Genomic DNA, 17,274 nt, shown 5'->3' with positions numbered 1-17,274 from the left:
TGGTCGGGTAAGTCGCGCCACCGCTAGTGAGGCGACTCATGCGTTTCCTCCTGGGATGAACTGGTAGACGCCGAGAATGTCGACGGGCTTCTGGGCGGTGACCCGGAGCCCACGGACGAGGGTTCCTGCGGCTTGTCGAACCCGACGATGCGAGTCGTCGAGTTCCTGTGCCTTTGTATCGGCTGCATCTGACAGGTGGGCGAACAGATGCCCCTGATTGAGGGCATCGAGCGTTGGGGTGATGAATGCCTTCCCCATCGACTCAGGCATGTTCCCGGCGGGGGTCGCCTTCAACAGGTCGGCCACGGTTTCGTCGCTGAGCCACGTCGGGTTATCCGGAGTACCGGTGAACGCGGCGAGGTGTGCCTCTTCTACGACCATGGGAACGTCTCTGTCCCGTCCTGGCATCGTGGCGTGGAACCGCATGCGAGTCACCAGGAGTGTGGTGGTGTCGGTGACGGCGGTGGTACGCATGACGCCGGAGCGCCGGGCGGGACGGAACTCCGGGGCAAGGAGCGGGTCCAACGCTGCGTCGAGGGCATAGGAAGCCAGCGCCTCGACGGCGGGGGCGGTGCGAGTCAGCACATGGGCACCGACGGGGGCCGGGAGGTCGCGAACGAAGGTGATGGTCGCGTCGGTGGGCTTGATGGGCAGCATGTCGCGAAGCGCCCTCGGGAGGGTGGCGACGGTGGCGGTGAATCCCTCCCCCCGTTTCGACAAGGTTCGCTCCGAGGCGAACGAGGACGTTGCGAACAAAGTTGTCCACGTCGGCTGGTCCACCTAGGGCGGCACGGACCTCCTTGAGTTCCTCGCCTACCGCAGCCGGAGACAGGGCGTGTTGGGCGAACCGGGACCTGGACCGCTTCTCGCGTTCGGCTGTGGATTGCCAGGTGTCGAAGAGTTCTTCTTCGCTGTCGAAGCCGGGGAGGTCGAAAAGGGCTTCCTGGGCGTCGTCGCCGCGTCGAAGAATGAGGCCCTCGAAGACGGCTTGCATCACGAGTGCGGAGTCGGCGGGGAGTGACACGGAGACGCCGGTGGACTTGCGGATGGCTTCGTGTTTGCGGATGAGAACGTTGAGGACGACGCCGTCTACGGGGTTGTCGACCCCGTAGTAGGTGATCGCACGGACCGTCTCGGCGCGTTGTCCGAATCGGTCAACGCGACCTTCTCGCTGTTCGTGTCGGGTGGGGTTCCAGGCGAGGTCGTAGTGGACGACGGCGTTGAAGTAATCCTGCAGGTTCACGCCCTCGGACAGGCAGTCGGTGGCGACGAGGACGTGGGGGCCGTCGTGAGTGCCGAGGTCTGCGACGGCTGCTTCTCGCGCTTCGGGAGGCATGGTGCCTGTGACCGCTTCGACGCGAGCCGTCTTCGCCAGCGCCTTGCGGAGGTGTTCACCGACGTATTCAGCGGTGGGAATGTACCGACAGAAGACAATCGGCTGGTAGCCCTCGTCGAGAAGCCGTTTCACCATCTCGGTGAGGCGAGCGAGTTTGGTGTCCTTCTGCGTGCCGACCAGTGCGTCGGCCTGGCGGGCGAACTCCAGCAACTTGCGGCGTGTTGACGTGGCGGGAGCGCCAGTGGGTGTGTCGTCTGCGCCGGGGGCGATGTCGTCTGCATCGGTGGAGGCGTCGTCGTCCTCGTCAAGGATCAGGTTGCGTCCGATCTCGTCGGCTTCCTGGTCGGTGGTTGCCTCGGCGGTGGCGGCACGGTTCCGCAGCGTGGTCGCGGCAGCAGCGGGGCTGGATGCGAGCGAGCGGAGCAGGGCGACCATGGACCACCAGCGGACCCGCTGGCGGACGGTTCCTGCAATGGCGTCGTCGCTGACGGTCTCGCGGGCATAGTCCAGGACCCGGTCCAGCAATGCCCGGTACTCGGGGTGCAGTTTGTAGGTCTCTTCTGTGGTGGCCCGATCCGGGAAGACCGTGTCTTCAAGGAAGTCAGCGATGTCTCCGCGTTGCCGTTGAACGAAGTAGCGGGCGAGTTCGCGTCGGGCGTCGTCGTGTTGGGCACCGGACAGGTCGGACGGCAGGTGCTCCAGTTCGGGGTTGAGGAGCGCCAGGAGGCCTTTCCAGCCTTGGTCGTCACCCTGGTGAGGTGTGGCGGTGAGGAACAGCATGTGCCGCTTGGGGTCGGCGGCGAGTCGCTGCAAAAGGTGGTGACGCAGGGTCGCGCCGCTGCGGGAGTTCGCTCCCCCAGCGGTGACGGACGTATGGGCTTCGTCGACGATGACAAGGTTGGGACAAGTTCGGGCGAAGTCGTCGCGGTAGTTGCGCTGCTTGATGAGGTCGGTGGACACGACGACGTAAGGGTGGCGGTCGAACAGGGACTCTCCCATGCGCAGCCCCCGGTTTAGCCGGTTCACGGTCGACGGCAGGACGAGGGTGGCGTTGATGTTGAACTTGACCCGCAGTTCCTCGCGCCACTGCGGAGCCAGCGCCGGGCTGCAGAGCACAGCCAGACCCCTGGCCTCTCCTTGGGCGAGGAGTTCGGCGGCGACGAGTCCGGCTTCCACGGTCTTGCCGATTCCGACGCCGTCCGCGATGAGGAGCCGTACCGCGTCACCGCCCTGGCGGAGCGCCATGAGCAACGGCACGTACTGGTAGGCACGTGGGGTGACAGCGAGCCCGGCGAGGCTGCGAAACGGTCCCCCCGGAGGCTCGGAATCCGATCCGGAGACCGTCGCGCAGCAAGCGGGCGGCAGTCCCGTCCCCGAGGTCCTCCACGGTGGGAGGCGGGAAGGTGGCCTCGGTGACCTCTTCGAGGGCAGGCATGAGTGCCGAGATGTCCTCATCAGCGCCCGCCAGCGGACGGACGAGAAGGAACGTCGGGTCGGATGCGTCGACGACGACCCATTCCCGGTCGCGGGAGGCCACGAGGGTCCCCTCGGTGAACCGGGATGCCACCGGGGTGGTCGTCACAGAGTGTCTCCTTGTCCGAACACGTCGACCAGGTCCATGCACTGCTGGTCCCACGCGGTGTTGTTCTTGATGTCGAACCGGACCACGAACCAGCCCTTGGACAGCAGTCGCTTCTCCACTTGGGCGTCGCGTGCTGCCACGTCGCTGTATTCGTGGACAGGTCCGTCAACATAGACGGCGGTTCGGACGTCTCTATCGGCATAAACGAAGTCGGGCAGGGCTTCGGCGTCCGCGACTCGATACTGGGCATGGGTCGGGAGCCGGTAGCCGCGCTTGAACAGCCACTCCACAAAGTGCGTTTCGGCGCTGGTTGTGGACTCCGCGAGGAGGGTTTCGTACTGCTCCTGTCGTGACTGTCCACCGGCCCCGACTTCGAGGGTGGCGTCGCGGAGACCCACCAGGACGTCCTTGGCCTTGTGTCGGTCGAGCGCGAGGTGGTCGGGCTGGTTGCCGTACGACAGCAGACAGTCGTAGCACGCTCGTTCGCAGCGCTCTGGCTTGGTGGAGCCGATACGGATGGCGTGCTTCGCGTGGTTGAGGTCTTCGCCGGTCTCGGGATTGAAGTGGCAGACGTCGAGTGCTTCAGTGACCGCGTTGCGGAAGGAGTGGGTGTCCATGGCGAACCGGCGCAGGGCCCCTGCTCCGCCTTCGCTGTTTTCGTAGAACAACAGCAGGTTGCGGTCGGCAGGGCTTGGTAGAGGTTCGACGGCGAGTTCGTTGTCTTCCAACTGGAACGCGATGGCGATACCGCGCTTCAACGCGTATTGGACGGCGATCTTCTGTTCATCCGAGAGGTGGTTGGAAAACTCGACTAGGAGCGCGTTGCAGCGGTCTTCGACGTAGGGGATCACGAGAGCCGTAGTTTTGCCTGCGGAGACGGACTCTCCCCCGGCGTCGATTTCCTTTGCCTGTGCCTCGGGGGTGTCGGCGTTCTTTCCCCACCGTCCGTCTTGGAGGTTGAGCGGGAACCCGTTTTTGACCTTCTGGCGGCGAAAGCCGATGTTCATACGCCGGATGAGGGCGGTGTCGCCGTAGGTGAGCGTGGCGACGACATCACCAGCGGCGTCACGGACCGTGACGACGGTGTGGCTTGACCGTTCCCCGTGCGGTTCGAAGCGGACAGCAGTCTCGATGTCGAATCCGGACCGGTGTCGTTCTTCCTCATCGGCGGAGATGCGGTCGCGGCGGCGGGTGATGACGGTCTGCATGCGCAGAAGGTTCCCGACGTGGCCAGCCCCCAGGTCAGCGCCGCAACCGGGCCGCTGACAGATTTCGAGGCCGTCGCCGTCGCCGGAGGGCTTGTGGAGGTAGCCGCAGGCGGTGCATCGCTTCGCGGATTCCAAGAGCGGTCCACCGGACGGGTCGGAGCCGACCGGGATTTGTACACGGTGTACGGAGTAGCGGGCACCTTCGTGGTAGATGAACGCGCCCGGCCCGAACTCGGTGATGGCGAGGAACCGGGGCCGTTGTACGTAGTCGCCTTCCCCGGCCTTGGTCTTGCGACCGGCTGGGATGAAAGCCGCGAGTGGGAGCCTTGGGAATGAGTAGCCCGGCAGGAACCCTTCGGAGGCGAGGTAGCGGTAGGGGTAGAAGTCGGACTGGTTGCGGTCGTCTCCTCCGCCGCGCAGCAACTCGATCTGTGACTCGGCTTCGCGGCGACGGGCTTTGGCGGCGTTGCGTTCACCGGGCGTGACTGACAGGTTGTTGGCGATCTCGGTCTGTCGGAGTGCCTCGGCTTGGGCGTTCTTGTACAGGCCGCGCCACCGGTTGATGGACCGGTCGAACTGGCTTGGGGACTGCCGCACCACGTCTTCTAGCCAGCCGGGCTTCCACCACGCCGCCGACGTGACCTCGCTCGTGCCGGACAGCACTGCGTTCGCTGCGGACACGGCCCGCTTCTTGGCTCCCTCGTCGGCAAGCGAGGCAGCGATGGACGGGAGCAACGGCAGGGTGTCTTGATCGAGGTCAACGATGTCTTGCATCGCCCCGTGTAGGTCCTGTCCGGTTTCGGCGAGCCAGATGGCGTGTACGTGCGCACGGATGAGGTCCTCGTTGGACAGGTCCAGCCTCGGTGGCGCGACCTGTCCGGAGACCATCAGGTCTGAGCGGCGGAAGTAGAACTGGTCATGCCCGGATCCGGTGGCGCAATAGGTCACCACGAGTGCTGGGGAACCGGCACGACCTGCCCGTCCGGACCGTTGCGCGTAGTTGGCGGGTGTGGGCGGCACATTGCGCATGCCGACGGCGTTCAGGGTGGAGATGTCGACGCCGAGTTCCATCGTGGGTGAGCAGTACAAGACCCGAAGGTCACCCTTTCGGAACGCTTCCTCGCGTCCTTCACGGACTTGGGCTGGGACCTGTGCGGTGTGCTCGGCTGCTGTGAGTCCGCCGAGACTGGTCGCGAGGGTCTGGTAGAAGTCGCGGAAGTACGGGTTGACGCGCCCTCCGGCGTCGTCGGTGGTGACGCGCAGGATGTCTACGGTGCGGCGGCTGCCGTCGCCGGGAGCCCACTGCAGGGCGGCTTCGTTGATCTGGAAGCCGGGGACTTCCCCGGGCCGGTCGTCGACCTTCTCCACGAGCCCTTCGGTCTTGAGCACTTCGAGAATGGCGCGGATCGTGTCTTCGGCGTCTTGGACCGACAACTTGGTGCCGTCGAGGGCTTTGAGTCCGGACCGGTTCCGCAGCCACCGCCCGTAGGAGGACAAGCCGGAGATGAATAGGTCGGTAACGGATCGGTCGCCCTTCCTACGGGACCGGGGGGTACGCGGTGCCAGACCGGGCCGGGGTGTCGTCTGTGAGTGCCCAGGGTGAGATGAGGTGCGCCTCGGACAGGCTCTTGATGCGCTCGCTGCCCTCTTCGGTCAGGTAGGAAGTGCGTACGCATAGGTTGCGACGCATCTCGTCTAAGAGCGCGACGATCATCTTCTGACGCGATTCCGGGGAGGCAGCGGCGAGCGCGTCGGGCATCTGGGACCACGTGTCGCTGCTCCACCTGGTGCTGTCGGCGGAGAGTTCACCTACGTAGGCGTAGGCGACGTGCAACAGGCCCGTCTCTTCAAGGTTGGGCATGGTGATGCGCCAGCCGCGTGACAGGTCGGCGTACACGCGATAGGCGACCGCCTCCCGTAGCGCTTTCGCGGCGCGTTCAGCGGTCAGCCGGGCACCCGGTTCTTTGGCGTACTCGGTCGGGTCGAGGTTGAGCGCGGCGACCACGGCGGCGGGCAGGTCCTCGTGATTTAGCGGGCCTCCCGTCTTGTCCTGATGGTCACGAACAGCGCGATGCAGTGCGGCACGGGTCTGGCCCACTAGAACAAAGTCGTTGAAGTGTCCGGCCTGCAGGCTGGCGTCTTGCCGGTTGTCGGTGAACGTCAGCACCTTGCGGGCTGCGTCAGCGATGCCGACTTCCTTCTGCTGGGCGCGCACGATGGAAGCGGACAACACGGTGGTCGCCGAAGAACGCCCTTCGGACCCCAGCGAGGAGAGTTTCGCGAAGTCGTTACCGCGAGCGGACTCGTAGACGGTGCGGCAGTTGAGGCAGAACCGAAACTTGTCCAGGTACGCCGCCGAGACACCACCGGCATCCACGATGGCTCCGCTGCGGTCGACCTGCTTCACGTCAGGCAGAAGGTCGCGACGGTCGGCAGCGATCTGTCGTTCGTCGCCGGTCCCCGTCACCCATGCTTCGGGGACCCGGTCGGCAAGGGCGAGAGTGTCGGACTTCTCGGGCCACGACTCGCTCGCGGACAGAAACAGGTACCCGGTCTTCTTCTCCCCGGACTGGTCTCGTTCTTCACGGGGCACGAACCTCGGGTACCCGGCAGAGTCATCGAGCGCAGCGAGGAGGTACTCCTGTCCGCACTCACGGCAAAACGCGAGCGGGAAAAGCAGGCTCCCAGGGTCGCCCGGCTTGAACATCTGCTTCTTGGTCGTGAACCAGCGGTCCTCACCGACGGCAAGGGTTTGATACACCGTGTCACCTCGGCTGATGAACTGGTGCAGTTTGAACGCAAACAGGCGCTTGCCCGTGGACGGGTCCACCGCGTCGTCGCCTGCGCCAGCCATGAGGGTCGCGCGGATCGCGGCGGCACATTCCCCAGCGTCAGCCCCGGTGAGGTCCGCGAGTTGGCGGCTGGCCTGCTCCAGTGTCCGTGGCTGTGCCCGGACGAGCCTGCCCTCTTTCTCGGTGATGCCGACCGTGTCTTCGATCCAGACGGCAAGGGGGTCGACGTGGAGGTCGGCGTAGGTGGTTGGCGGCGCAGCATGGATCCGTTGGCGAAGCGCGTCCTTGTCGACCGCTCCATTCGTAGCCCGGCGCAGAGTCTCGCCGATGACTGAGGTGGGTTTGACCTCGACACCGAAGTCACGAGACGCGACGGCGGCAACCTCGATCCGCTGCTCGGCCAATGTCCCGGGTCCGGCGAGCGTGGCGGAAGTACCGATGCACTGGATGTTCGCCGCCCCCGTGGCCTGCCGGAGCCGACGCACCAGCATCGCTACGTCGGAGCCCTGCCGCCCACGGTAGGTGTGGAGTTCATCGAGCACGAGGTACGACAAATCCTTGGACGCGGTGATGAGTTTCCGCTCCTGGGGACGGACCAGCATCAGTTCCAACATCATGTAGTTGGTCAAGATGATGTCCGGCGGGTTCTTGAGGATCTCGTCGCGCTTCTCCCGGCTCTCCTGTCCGGTGTAGCGCTCGAACGTCACCGGCGACTTTCCACCGAACCCTCGATGCAGGAACCTCTTCAGTTCCTCCAACTGACTGTTCGCCAGCGCGTTCATCGGATACACGACAATCGCGCGAACGCCCTTCCCAGAGCCCTCACGGACGATCCGATCAACGATGGGGATGTAGTAGGTCAGCGACTTACCCGACCCCGTGCCGGTCGTAAGGACATAGGACTCGCCCGACGCCGCCACCGCGAGCGCATCACGCTGGTGTGCGTGCAAGGTGATGGGTCGAGCGCCCGGGTCCCCCCTCGTGCTCCTTGATTCGGAACACCTTCGCGGTCGTCTCGGCAAGGGCACCTTGGTCGACCAGGTCATCTACGGACCCGCCGGTCTCGAAGGAGGGGTTCAAAGCCAGCCACGGCTCTGGCCAGAGAAGGCCGGAGTCGATGTCGGACTCCACCTTCTCGCGGATCTCGGTGTCCCTGATGGTGAGGAAGCCCTGAGTGAACGCGCGGTAGTCGTCGATGACCTCGTCGCGCACCTTGAAAACGTCCATCAGTTCCCTTGTCCCTCGCTCCATCTACCGGCTTAGCACTTGGAGGGATATCGGCAACCTTCTCGCTTCACCGAAGTTGTGACTTCCACTCCGGCGAACCGCCCCCGTTGAGTTCTTAACTGGTTGCACGGTACTTGTCCACATGGACAGGTCGTAGCATTTTCCGGCACTCCGGACGACTCCAGGGCCTGCCCGCCGACGCGACTCGGCTCGGGCGGCTCGCTGGCGCAATGTGAGCGGACACGTCTTCGTGATGAACGAGGTGTCCCGGGGTGGATGGCGGATCGAGAAAGCGGCAAAACGAGGCTTCGTTGCCGAGCCCCATCCGTCAGCCAACTGCATCCTCGCGACGGAGCGGACGAAGTGTTCTTCTGCGAACCAGGCTGGCGGCACCAATACTGAGGGGACCATGCCTCAGCCCCTACTCCGCCATCCCCCAGCCCACCCGTCGGGACAGTCGCTGATGCGGTACCAGCACGAGATCACCTCGGTCCTCGACCTCATCGGTCGGGACGAGGTCGACCTGACAGCCTCGCTGGGCTGGACCCTCTCCGTCTCCCCGGCGCTGCGGCGAGCGCTATGGTCCCGGCTCGGGCTCCCCGGGGACCCAACCCAGGTCGAGGTCGCCCTAGAGACGCCCGACGACCTTGGCCGCACCGACTTGGAATTGCGCCTGACCTCAGACACCGGCACGGAGGTGCTGTTGATCGTCGAGGCCAAGAAGGGCTGGCTGCAACCGGGCGAGGCACAACTGACCCGCTACGTCGGACGGTTCGCCGGGGTCACCGTCCCCCTGCTGGTCTCCCTTTCGGACTCTTCGCTCGCCTGGGCCGCCCGCGAACTCCCCATCGACGTGGACGGGGTGCCGGTCCGGCACCTGCCCTGGGACCAGGTCCGCACGGACCTGGGCAGCGCGCTCGCCGACACCCGAAACGGGGCAGAACGAGTCTGGCTCACGCAACTGCAGACCTACCTGAAGGGAGCCACCGCAGTGCGGGCGTACAACGATCAGTGGGTCTACGTCGTCTCGGTCTCTAAGGACCGGTTCGGCGACCGCACCTTCCGGGATTACGTGACCACCGAGCGGGCCTATTTCCATCCGTTCGGGAAGAACTGGCCCCGACGCCCACCGGTACTGATGGGGTTTCGGTGGGACGGGAAGTTGCAGCAGGTCAACCGGGTCGTGTCCTCGACCGTCTTACCCTCGCTCGGCGACCGCTGGCCCGACATCCCAGGCGGCCCCGAAGCCCCCACCCGACCAGACGGTGTCCCGCACGTGGTCTACGACCTCGGCCCGGACATCCCGGTCCCGGCGATCCCGACCGGGAAAATCTATCGGGCTCGGCGTATCTGGGCGCTCCTCGACCAACTCTTGACCGAGCCCTCCATCGAAGCGGCGGAGCGCTCCAGCAAGGCGATCCAGGCGGCAGCCCACTGACCGGGTTCATGGGTCCCTGCTGCAGGACTTGGGTCCTCGTCGGCTGATCTTTGACCAACTGCTCTGATGGATTTTAGAGAGGTGACCGCGCGCAACCCATCGCGGGCGGCTAAGGGGCTGCAACCTAAAAGCAGACCATATTCAGCCCCGAAAATGGCTTTCCCGTGATTCTGCTCCCCAACGGACTTGTCACCGTAGCGTCCTCGCAGTAACGACGGTAGTTTCCAGATCGGACGACGGAATGCACCCAAGCACGAGCGGGATTGAACGGCAGGGCAACCTCTTCGCAGACCTAATCCTTCAGACTTTCGCGGAGTTCTCCGACAGCGTGCCTTCGCTACTTCGTGTGAACGGGACGGATACCGACGGAGTTGGGCGTATGACTCTCCCGAACTCCTTGGAGGATCTGAACTCACGGTCGGGGCCTCTGGAAGACCTTCCCTCTCTCTCGAACGCCGCGTTGCTCGAAGGTCCGGTGCTGTTCTTCCCGCCCTGGGGAAGGGGTCTTCCCCTGAACCGCGACGGTAAGTCTGCTCGGGCACCTGACCTTCAAGAGTCCATCGCCTTATCTGTCGATGCACCCGAGGGACGGGAGACATTCCTTGGACTCATAGTCCCCATGTCCACGCTGACCTCAGCCAGTGGCCAACGCTTTCGGGCCGAGATGCTCTCCCAGTGGAAGCCCCGAATGGTCATCGAAGCCTCGGGTGCCCTTGAGTCAGTGCACACGTCAGTGTCTGTGCGCTTTCTCCTGCTGTGTCACGGAGGCCCAGACCTACCTTTGAAGATGTTTCGCATACCGCGAGGCCCGAACCCGGAATCGGTTCGCGACGACTTCCGACGACTCCTGAAGAGGGAGGGAGGTCGCGGTGAGCATGGCTACGTTGTCCGTCGCTCGCTGGAACCAGGTGAAAGTCTGGCGTTTGAAAGGCATGATCCGGATATTCTCCGCCGCCAGTCCGAGTTGGCGGGGTTCGGAGCGACCGAGGCACTCGAAGACCTCTTTCACGTCATTTCACCCCTTCCGACTCTCGGGGCGCTTGTAGGCGGGCCGTGCGAGTCGACTGAACCGGGCGCGACCCGGTTCTTGGACGGGCGCGATGTCTTAGCGGACGGCACCATCGCGGCTATCGATCCAGACACGATGTGGGTACACGCGGGCGCTTCTGAACCTCTCCGCGTGGGGGAGTTCCTCATTCGTTCCATAAGGCGTCCATCCGTCTCTACGGGCCACATAGTTGCGGAGGTGCAGGCACTGGACCTTCCTGCGGTCGTGGGTCGAAGCGTGCTCGCCCTACGTCCCAAACGTCCGCTGACAACAGCACATCGGCAAATGATCGTCCTGTTCCTCCGATCCGAACTCGCAGCGGCGCTCACCGCTGCTCGTGGCGTCACGATGAGACTGACCTCGGCGGCGTTGCGAGACTTGCCGCTCCCAGAGCCAGACGCGGCGTTGACCGCCGCACTTGACGACTTGGCAAGCGCCTCACAACATTTCACAGACTGGGCGCGAGAGGCAGAGCGCCTTCTGCTCGCAACGTTCGACAGCGACTCATCAAGAGATGCGCGCGCCCGACTAGTTGACCGGGGCAGAACCCTCCGTCTCAAGGGTGAGGCCGCAGCACTCGTGGACGATCCCGACTATCGGGTCCGTACTCGCTATCCCTATCCCATTGCATATCGTTGGCGCACTCTTGAAGCGCTTCGCACTGGAGCAGATCTACGGCAGACCCACGAAGCGATCCTGGAGACCTACGAGGTGCTGCTTTGCTACTGCGCCATGATCGGTCTCGTCATGGCGCGACATGCGGGGCTCCCGGTGGGAGCGACCCAAGCGATCAAGGAGAAACTCTCGTCCGGGCGCTCGGGTCCGGGACTAGGTGACTGGGTTGCAGTCCTCGAAGAGATCTCTGGTAGGGCCTTTCGTCGACTTCCCGATGAGCAGCCGCTGGGCGAAGTTCGCAGTCTGCTGTCGGAGACCACGGCAGGCCCCCGACGCCGTCTCAGCAGCCGTCGCCAGGCCCAGGCCCATCTCCGCCGCTACACCGACGCCGAGTTCAGTGCGATGGTGGAGGAAGAGTTCGCAGACCTACAGATGCTCATCCAGAGTGCCTCGTTCCTCACGGATTTACCGCTGATCCACGTCAGCGATGTCCGCTATGACTCCCTCTCGGGAATAACCGATGTCACCTATCGACGCCTCATGGGTGACCACCCAGTCGTGCCCTTCGTACATATGCAACAAGCCCGTAGCGACCTTGAGCAAGGAAGTTTGTATGTCGCTGACGGTCAGGGAAATCTGCACCTGCTTCGCCCATACCTAATAGGTCGTGACTGTCCGCGCTGCAACACCTGGTCCACCTTCCATCCAGACCGCACCTCCGACGGCGTGCTGTCTATCAAGAGCCTTGAACACGGTCACCCTCTCGACGCACCCGATCTGGCTTACGCTCTCGGGACCGTCGGGTTTATATAGGAAATCGACGGCGGCGACAACACGCGCGGCACTTCCCTGAGTTCACGGCAGGGCACTGATGTCCTATCCAGATTGCGGTGCTGACAAGCAACAGCACCCCGCGCCGACTCGCGACTCCCCGCGCGCAACCACGTATCGGCCCGCCTCCCGGTTCACCTCAGCGAGGGCGCAAGCGCTTTCCGAGCGGTCAGTCTTGGCTCATGCGGTAGAGGCTGATGGCCCAGAGCCCGGCGATGCCTTCACCGGTCCAGGTCCACCAGGGCACCGGGCAACCCAGGAAGGGCGGTCGGTTTCGAAGTTCAGGTGGTGCCAACGGACCAAACGAGCGTTGGCGACCACTGCGACCTGGCTGCGCCGGTACCGGCGGTTACCTCGATGGTCTGTTCGATGCGCCATTGGCCTCGACCGCCGATTGGATGGCCCGGAGTTCACCGCGACGGATGAGGGCGAGGATCTGGATGGTGCTGGTGGAGAACATGTCGGCAACTTCGTCGAGTCGGGAGAAGCGACGAGGGGACGGGGTTCGCGGCGCTGAAGGGTCAGCGGTCACTGGCTTCGAGGTGCGGGGCTCCGCGTTCTCCTCTGTCACCCTTCGGGCCAAAGCCAGGTGAGGTCGGTATCGGGGTCGTCTGGGGACCGTGGTGCGTCGGGCTTGGCGAGGAGTCCGTTGACAGTCTCCTCATACCTACGTCCGGTTGACCCGGTGAGTCGGTCGCGCAGAGTCCACAGCGCCAGACCGGCCTCGGCGTCGCGTCTTTCGATGATGGCGTTGAGGAGGTCGCGCCAGGCGAACCGAGCCTTCATTTCGCCGCCCGGCTCCTTGTAGAGGCGCATTACCCGGTCCAGGGTATGGCGGTCGAAGGTAACGCGTTCATCGTGAGGGGCGTCGGCGTCTACCGTTGCGGCATCGACTGCGCTCTGCATGGCTTCGTAGTACGTCTTCTGGCTCGCCATCGTTTCCCCCTTGCTCGCCCGCAGGCGTGTATGCGGGAAATGGTGACATATGAGGTGGGCGAAGAGCAGGCCTCGCGGTCAGACCTGTGGATCGCGCTCTCGCATACGCACCGAGGGACGAGAGATTTCCGACTCGGCTGTCTCTGTTCGCGGTCATGGACGGGGCTTCGGGAGATCTTCGATCACTTTGAGCAGGTGCCTGGTGAAGGTGAGGAGTGCCCGCTGCTGGTCCTCAAAGGGGGCCTTGGCGTTGATCGCTTCGATGAGTTCGGATCTGGCTCGGTACGTGCGGTCGGCACGGTCGTGGACTCGACGTAGGACGATTTTGTCAACGCGCATGTCAAGGCGAGCGGCTTCGCGTTCGATTGCTTTGCGTTTCCGGTCGTACTCGCGTTTGTCGCGTGGGCACAGTGCTGCCTGTCCGGGTTGGCAGTAGTTACAGGTCAGGCACCAGTAGTAGAAGTCCCCTTCGGGGCTGACCTTCTTGTGACTGGGACGTGGGGTCAGGCGGAAGTCCTTTGCAAGAACCTCGGTCATCTTCAGAGTGGTGTTCCGGGGGCCCGAGCCTTCGAGGAGTACGTCGGTATTCGGGTAGCGCCGCATGCGACGCGGGCGGGGAAGGACTCGATCTGGGTCTGACACTTTGCCCCCGGTGATGTGATCGGGACCGATTGTGTCCCTATCTGAATGTGGTTTCCGTCCGGCCCCAAGGGGACGTCTAGACGTCTGAAGTCGTGCCTTGTGCTTGCGCGTATGTATACCAGTCCGTGCGCGCGTCGGTACGAAGAAGTGGCGGTGTTCGTCCGGAGCCCCCAGGACGTGTCAGAGCCAGAATCCAGCCTTGAGTTATGCCCAAGGACTCCGGATTCAACGACTCGACAGCCGACAACGATGCCCGTGTCGTGCACGTCGATTTCACTGCGCGCACCTCCGCTGAGGTGACCGTCGACCTCTTCGACGATGTGCAGGATGGCTCGTTGAGTGAGGACTGTCGGAGCCGTGTGATTGTCTTCCCGATCAAGACGGCAACCACCGTCGATGAGGGGTCGAAGACAGCACAGGAGCAGTCATGCACGACCTCGACGGCGTCAGACGCAGCGCCCCGCTCGTCTGCCCGGTCCTCATCGACGGGCTCATCTAGCCCGCTGCCCTCGCGCGGCGGGTCAGGCTCCCTAGGAGTTCTGATGCCGTCACTGCCATTGCGGTCCCCTGTTTCGGGAACCGGTGCTTCTGACGTCGGAGTTCTCACTCACGCCCTGGTCGCGGCCCACGTCGGGCTGCGGGTCAACAACCAGTACCCCGAGAACCTCATCGAACGGCTCTTCGCGTTCTCGGAGGCTCTCGTGAACGCCAACCCCAACCGGCGTCGCGTGATCGCGACGGAAGCGTCCGGGCTCGCGTTCCGCTACCTGACCAGGCTCGCGCCGGTCGATCCCTGGAATGTGCTCGGGGTCGAGTACGACACCGAGGGCGGCGGTCGTGTCGATGTCGCCTGGTTCCACACCGTGGACGGGTCGGTGATGTTCGACGAGTTGAAGACTTCTCGGGTTGCCACCGTGATGCCGAAGGGGTGGGTCGCCCAGGCCCGTCGCTACTCAGTCGCCGGTGCAGCGACCTTCGGCGACCACTTCGTCGGGACGCGGCTGGTTCCCATCGACGTGATGCGGCTGGCTCGGCTGGTTCCGTCCGTCGGGCTTCCCGTTCCGATCAGCCCGCGTCGCGGTAACCCCACCCGTCCGACGGCAGGCGGCCTCTCATGAGTCTCTCGCCAGTCACGGGGACCGCACCCGATCTCAAGGAAGCAGTCCTTGCCACGCTCCTGCGGATCAAGGACACCGAGGACGAGGTGTCCAACGAGGACGTCCGGCGTGCAGCCAAGGTGATGGGGGTTCACGAGCGGACGGTGCGCCGGATGGTGGCGCGCGGATACGTGCACAAGCCGCGTGACCGTTGGGAACCGAACGAAGAGTTCACGGAGATGCTCGTCCGTGGGCAGGGGTCCATTGCACGTATCCACGAGACCCTGACCGAGCGCGGTGACGACCCCGGTTGTCACGTCCGCACCATGCAGCGCTACGCCGAGAAGCACTACGACCAGCGCGTTCTTGCGGGGGCTCGTGGCGGCTACGAGGCGCTTCGCGCCGGGTTGCCCACGCTGGACCGTCACTACGAGCACATCAATGACGAGTGGGCGATGGACCACACCAAGTTGCAGATCTGGTGCCTGATGCCAGACGGCACGATCGAGAAGCCATGGATGACGACGATCATCGATGCGGCGAGCCGGATGATCCTCGCCTGCACCGTCGGCCCGTACACGCCGAGCATTGAGGAAGACGTCGAGACCATCGCGGTCGCCGGAGTCGGCTGGATCGAGGATGAGGTCCGGGTCGGCGGACAACCGGTGGTGATCCGGTCCGACAGGGGTGGCGACCTGGTCTCGCGCGCCATGACCGTCGGCCTACTCAAGGAAGGCACCCGCCGCAAGTACGCCGAGGCGTACCACCCGAACCAGAACGGCATGATCGAGCGGTGGCACCGCACCATCAAAGAAGAACTGGTGCCGTTCATCGAGGGCCGTGACCGGAAGAAGTGGACGCCGAGCGACCCCCGCACAGCGTCAGTTCCGTCCCCCGCCGACCAGGTGCTCCCCCCTCGCGACCGTCCAACTCAAGGCAGCGAAGTGGCTACGCAAGTACAACTTCAAGCGCCCGCACCGCAGCCTGGACGGGCAGACGCCGTTCGCCCGCTGGGCCGCTGACGACGCCGAGATCGAGCCGATGAACGAGCAGGCCATTCGGGCTGCCATGACTCAGCAGATCGAGCGCACCGTCCTGAAGGGCCGCGTCCAGTGGGATCGCCGGTTCTACCACCTCGACGGAGAACGTACGGACCCCGACGACAGCGAAAGCGACCGCTGGCGCTCCCGCTTGGAAGGCAAGAAGGTCCTCGTCCGGTTCCTTCCCGCCCGCTACGAGTACGTCGAGATCTACACCACGGACGGTCAGTACGTGACCAAGGCGGCGTGGTCTCGCTATGTCGACCCCGCCGATGCCGCTGACCAAGCCGCCGACCGTCGGGCTGCCACCAAGACCCTCAGCACGTCGCTGGAGGCCATCGCCGCACAAGAAGTGGCCTCCAAGGCGGCGCTCGTGCACGAAGCGCTCGGAGACCAGATCGATGACGACAGCGACTTCGTCACCCGGACGCAACCCAAGCCCAATTCCAAGAAGCGCGCCAAGGCCGAGACGCCCGCCGCAAAGAAGCGTCGGGAGCGGGCCGAGGAACGCGCCGCCGAGATTCGCGCGGAGAACCGGGAAGTCATGACTGCCCGCCGCACCGGAACCGACGACTGGTTCTAAGCAACCCCACTGTTTTCAGCAGAACCCACACAAGGAGAAGAAGATGACGAACAACCCCGCATCAGGCAACCCGCAGGCGCTCAGCGCGTTCGGGATGCTCCCGCCCATGCCCGCCAACTGGGCTATCACCGAGACCGTCGAGGACGCCCTGTTTGCCTTCAACATCACAGACAACGAGGCCGACATCGCTTGTTTCGACGGTCAGTCAGGCGCTGGGAAGACGAGCACTGCTTCGTGGGCGGCACGCCAGTCCCACCGCGACTGGCGCTACTGCACGCTGCCGCTGAACGGAAACCGCAAGGACCTGCTCAGCGTCGTGTACCGGGCCGTGTTCCGCATCGAGCGCGTCCCTAGCGCCGACCACATGTTCAACAGCCTCATCCACCGGCTCTCTGTCGGAGACATCGGCATCATCGCTGACGAAGCGCACCACCTTGGGCTACGTGGGGTCCAGCACCTGCGCTACCTGTGGGACGGCGTCGTCAACCGGGGCAGCCGGTTCCCCATGCTCCTCGTCGGCTGCGACGTTGAACCCGCCATCGAAAGCGCGACCGAGGTTCGCCGCCGCATCCGCCGCTGGGTTCACTTCGATGAGGCGCTCAGCGACGAGACCGCCGTACTCATCGCGTCCACCATGCACCCTCGCCTCGCCGTCACTAAGCGAGAACTCATTCACCGCATGAACAATCGCCTGGCCGGAGCGAGCATCGGCGGCTGGGAGAACATCGCCATCCACATCGACTACCTCACCGCCACGCCTACCAGCGGAAAAGCGCAGCCGCTAACAGCCAAGGACGCCGAACGGATCGCGCGGATCCTTCACGGTGGGGCCGCAGCATGACTACCTTGCTGCTCACCGAAGCGCCGTCCAACGTCATCCCCTCCGAGGGATTGTCCGG

Annotated in this window: 12 protein-coding genes and 2 pseudogenes; 7 read left to right on the top strand and 7 right to left on the bottom strand. The window is 64.4% G+C overall.

Going from position 1 to position 17,274, the window contains the following annotated elements; all coding sequences use genetic code 11:
• Nucleotides 1-36: 36 nt before the first annotated feature.
• The 5 genes from KRR39_RS20395 to KRR39_RS20375 all read right to left on the bottom strand — a co-directional run bounded on the left by KRR39_RS20395 (nucleotide 37) and on the right by KRR39_RS20375 (nucleotide 8,145).
• A complete protein-coding gene (locus KRR39_RS20395; RefSeq protein ID WP_496113267.1) occupies nucleotides 37-435 on the bottom strand; it encodes a DUF8741 domain-containing protein in 399 nt (132 codons plus the stop codon).
• A complete protein-coding gene (locus KRR39_RS20390; RefSeq protein WP_216939234.1) occupies nucleotides 332-2,581 on the bottom strand; it encodes a helicase-related protein in 2,250 nt (749 codons plus the stop codon). Before KRR39_RS20390 ends, KRR39_RS20395 begins: the two co-directional genes overlap by 104 nt.
• A 333-nt stretch (nucleotides 2,582-2,914) precedes the next feature.
• Nucleotides 2,915-5,623: a helicase-related protein gene (locus tag KRR39_RS20385; RefSeq protein ID WP_216939233.1), complete on the bottom strand. Its 2,709-nt coding sequence runs from the start codon at nucleotides 5,621-5,623 to the stop codon at nucleotides 2,915-2,917.
• A gap of 40 nt (nucleotides 5,624-5,663) precedes the next feature.
• On the bottom strand, nucleotides 5,664-7,868 hold the full coding sequence (locus KRR39_RS20380; RefSeq protein ID WP_216939232.1) for a DEAD/DEAH box helicase: 2,205 nt from the start codon (nucleotides 7,866-7,868) through the stop codon (nucleotides 5,664-5,666).
• Nucleotides 7,849-8,145 carry a hypothetical protein gene (locus KRR39_RS20375; RefSeq protein WP_216939231.1) on the bottom strand — a complete coding sequence of 99 codons (297 nt, stop codon included), beginning with the start codon at nucleotides 8,143-8,145 and terminating at the stop codon, nucleotides 7,849-7,851. Before KRR39_RS20375 ends, KRR39_RS20380 begins: the two co-directional genes overlap by 20 nt.
• Before the next feature lie 463 nt (nucleotides 8,146-8,608).
• Here KRR39_RS20375 and KRR39_RS20370 point away from each other — a divergent pair, with 463 nt between their 5' ends.
• Both KRR39_RS20370 and KRR39_RS20365 read left to right on the top strand, forming a co-directional pair.
• The gene (locus KRR39_RS20370) at nucleotides 8,609-9,583 is read left to right on the top strand and encodes a hypothetical protein (protein ID WP_216939230.1); all 975 of its coding nucleotides are present in this window, start codon (nucleotides 8,609-8,611) and stop codon (nucleotides 9,581-9,583) included.
• Between the two features lie 241 nt (nucleotides 9,584-9,824).
• Entirely contained in the window at nucleotides 9,825-12,059 is a 2,235-nt protein-coding gene (locus tag KRR39_RS20365; protein ID WP_216939229.1) for a hypothetical protein, read from the top strand.
• 585 nt (nucleotides 12,060-12,644) lie between these two features.
• Here KRR39_RS20365 and KRR39_RS20360 read toward each other — a convergent pair.
• Both KRR39_RS20360 and KRR39_RS20355 read right to left on the bottom strand, forming a co-directional pair.
• Nucleotides 12,645-13,013 carry a hypothetical protein gene (locus KRR39_RS20360; RefSeq protein ID WP_216939228.1) on the bottom strand — a complete coding sequence of 123 codons (369 nt, stop codon included), beginning with the start codon at nucleotides 13,011-13,013 and terminating at the stop codon, nucleotides 12,645-12,647.
• A gap of 153 nt (nucleotides 13,014-13,166) precedes the next feature.
• Nucleotides 13,167-13,550 carry a hypothetical protein gene (locus KRR39_RS20355; protein ID WP_216939227.1) on the bottom strand — a complete coding sequence of 128 codons (384 nt, stop codon included), beginning with the start codon at nucleotides 13,548-13,550 and terminating at the stop codon, nucleotides 13,167-13,169.
• Nucleotides 13,551-13,861: 311 nt separating this feature from the next.
• Between KRR39_RS20355 and KRR39_RS20350 the strand changes: the two genes are divergently transcribed.
• From KRR39_RS20350 to KRR39_RS20335, 5 genes and pseudogenes are all read left to right on the top strand, one after another.
• Nucleotides 13,862-14,773: a hypothetical protein gene (locus tag KRR39_RS20350; protein ID WP_216939226.1), complete on the top strand. Its 912-nt coding sequence runs from the start codon at nucleotides 13,862-13,864 to the stop codon at nucleotides 14,771-14,773.
• A pseudogene (locus KRR39_RS26665) lies at nucleotides 14,770-15,579 on the top strand (TnsB C-terminal domain-containing protein); the annotation flags it as partial. The gene KRR39_RS20350 and the pseudogene KRR39_RS26665, both read left to right, overlap by 4 nt.
• Nucleotides 15,580-15,592: 13 nt before the next feature.
• A pseudogene (locus KRR39_RS26365) lies at nucleotides 15,593-15,715 on the top strand (hypothetical protein); the annotation flags it as partial.
• Between the two features lie 78 nt (nucleotides 15,716-15,793).
• The gene (locus KRR39_RS20340; RefSeq protein ID WP_216943001.1) at nucleotides 15,794-16,375 is read left to right on the top strand and encodes a Mu transposase C-terminal domain-containing protein; all 582 of its coding nucleotides are present in this window, start codon (nucleotides 15,794-15,796) and stop codon (nucleotides 16,373-16,375) included.
• A 43-nt stretch (nucleotides 16,376-16,418) separates the two neighbouring features.
• A complete protein-coding gene (locus KRR39_RS20335) occupies nucleotides 16,419-17,216 on the top strand; it encodes an AAA family ATPase (RefSeq protein WP_216939224.1) in 798 nt (265 codons plus the stop codon).
• Nucleotides 17,217-17,274 lie beyond the last annotated feature (58 nt).

Source organism: Nocardioides panacis, assembly GCF_019039255.1.
Classification (GTDB): Bacteria; Actinomycetota; Actinomycetes; order Propionibacteriales; family Nocardioidaceae; genus Nocardioides_B; species Nocardioides_B panacis.
The sequence above is the reverse complement of the archived record's forward strand: the minus strand, read 5'-3'. Positions and strand labels throughout refer to the sequence as shown.

Excerpts from the sequence above, each read along its gene's own strand:
- KRR39_RS20370 (WP_216939230.1), top strand. The coding sequence starts at position 8,609 with ATGCGGTACCAGCACGAGATCACCTCGGTCCTCGACCTCATCGGTCGG.
- KRR39_RS20335 (WP_216939224.1), top strand. The coding sequence starts at position 16,419 with ATGACGAACAACCCCGCATCAGGCAACCCGCAGGCGCTCAGCGCGTTC.
- KRR39_RS20350 (WP_216939226.1), top strand. The coding sequence starts at position 13,862 with ATGCCCAAGGACTCCGGATTCAACGACTCGACAGCCGACAACGATGCC.
- KRR39_RS20390 (WP_216939234.1), bottom strand. The coding sequence starts at position 2,581 with ATGGCGCTCCGCCAGGGCGGTGACGCGGTACGGCTCCTCATCGCGGAC.
- KRR39_RS20355 (WP_216939227.1), bottom strand. The coding sequence starts at position 13,550 with ATGACCGAGGTTCTTGCAAAGGACTTCCGCCTGACCCCACGTCCCAGT.
- KRR39_RS20340 (WP_216943001.1), top strand. The coding sequence starts at position 15,794 with ATGAACGAGCAGGCCATTCGGGCTGCCATGACTCAGCAGATCGAGCGC.
- KRR39_RS20365 (WP_216939229.1), top strand. The coding sequence starts at position 9,825 with ATGCACCCAAGCACGAGCGGGATTGAACGGCAGGGCAACCTCTTCGCA.
- KRR39_RS20375 (WP_216939231.1), bottom strand. The coding sequence starts at position 8,145 with ATGGACGTTTTCAAGGTGCGCGACGAGGTCATCGACGACTACCGCGCG.
- KRR39_RS20360 (WP_216939228.1), bottom strand. The coding sequence starts at position 13,013 with ATGGCGAGCCAGAAGACGTACTACGAAGCCATGCAGAGCGCAGTCGAT.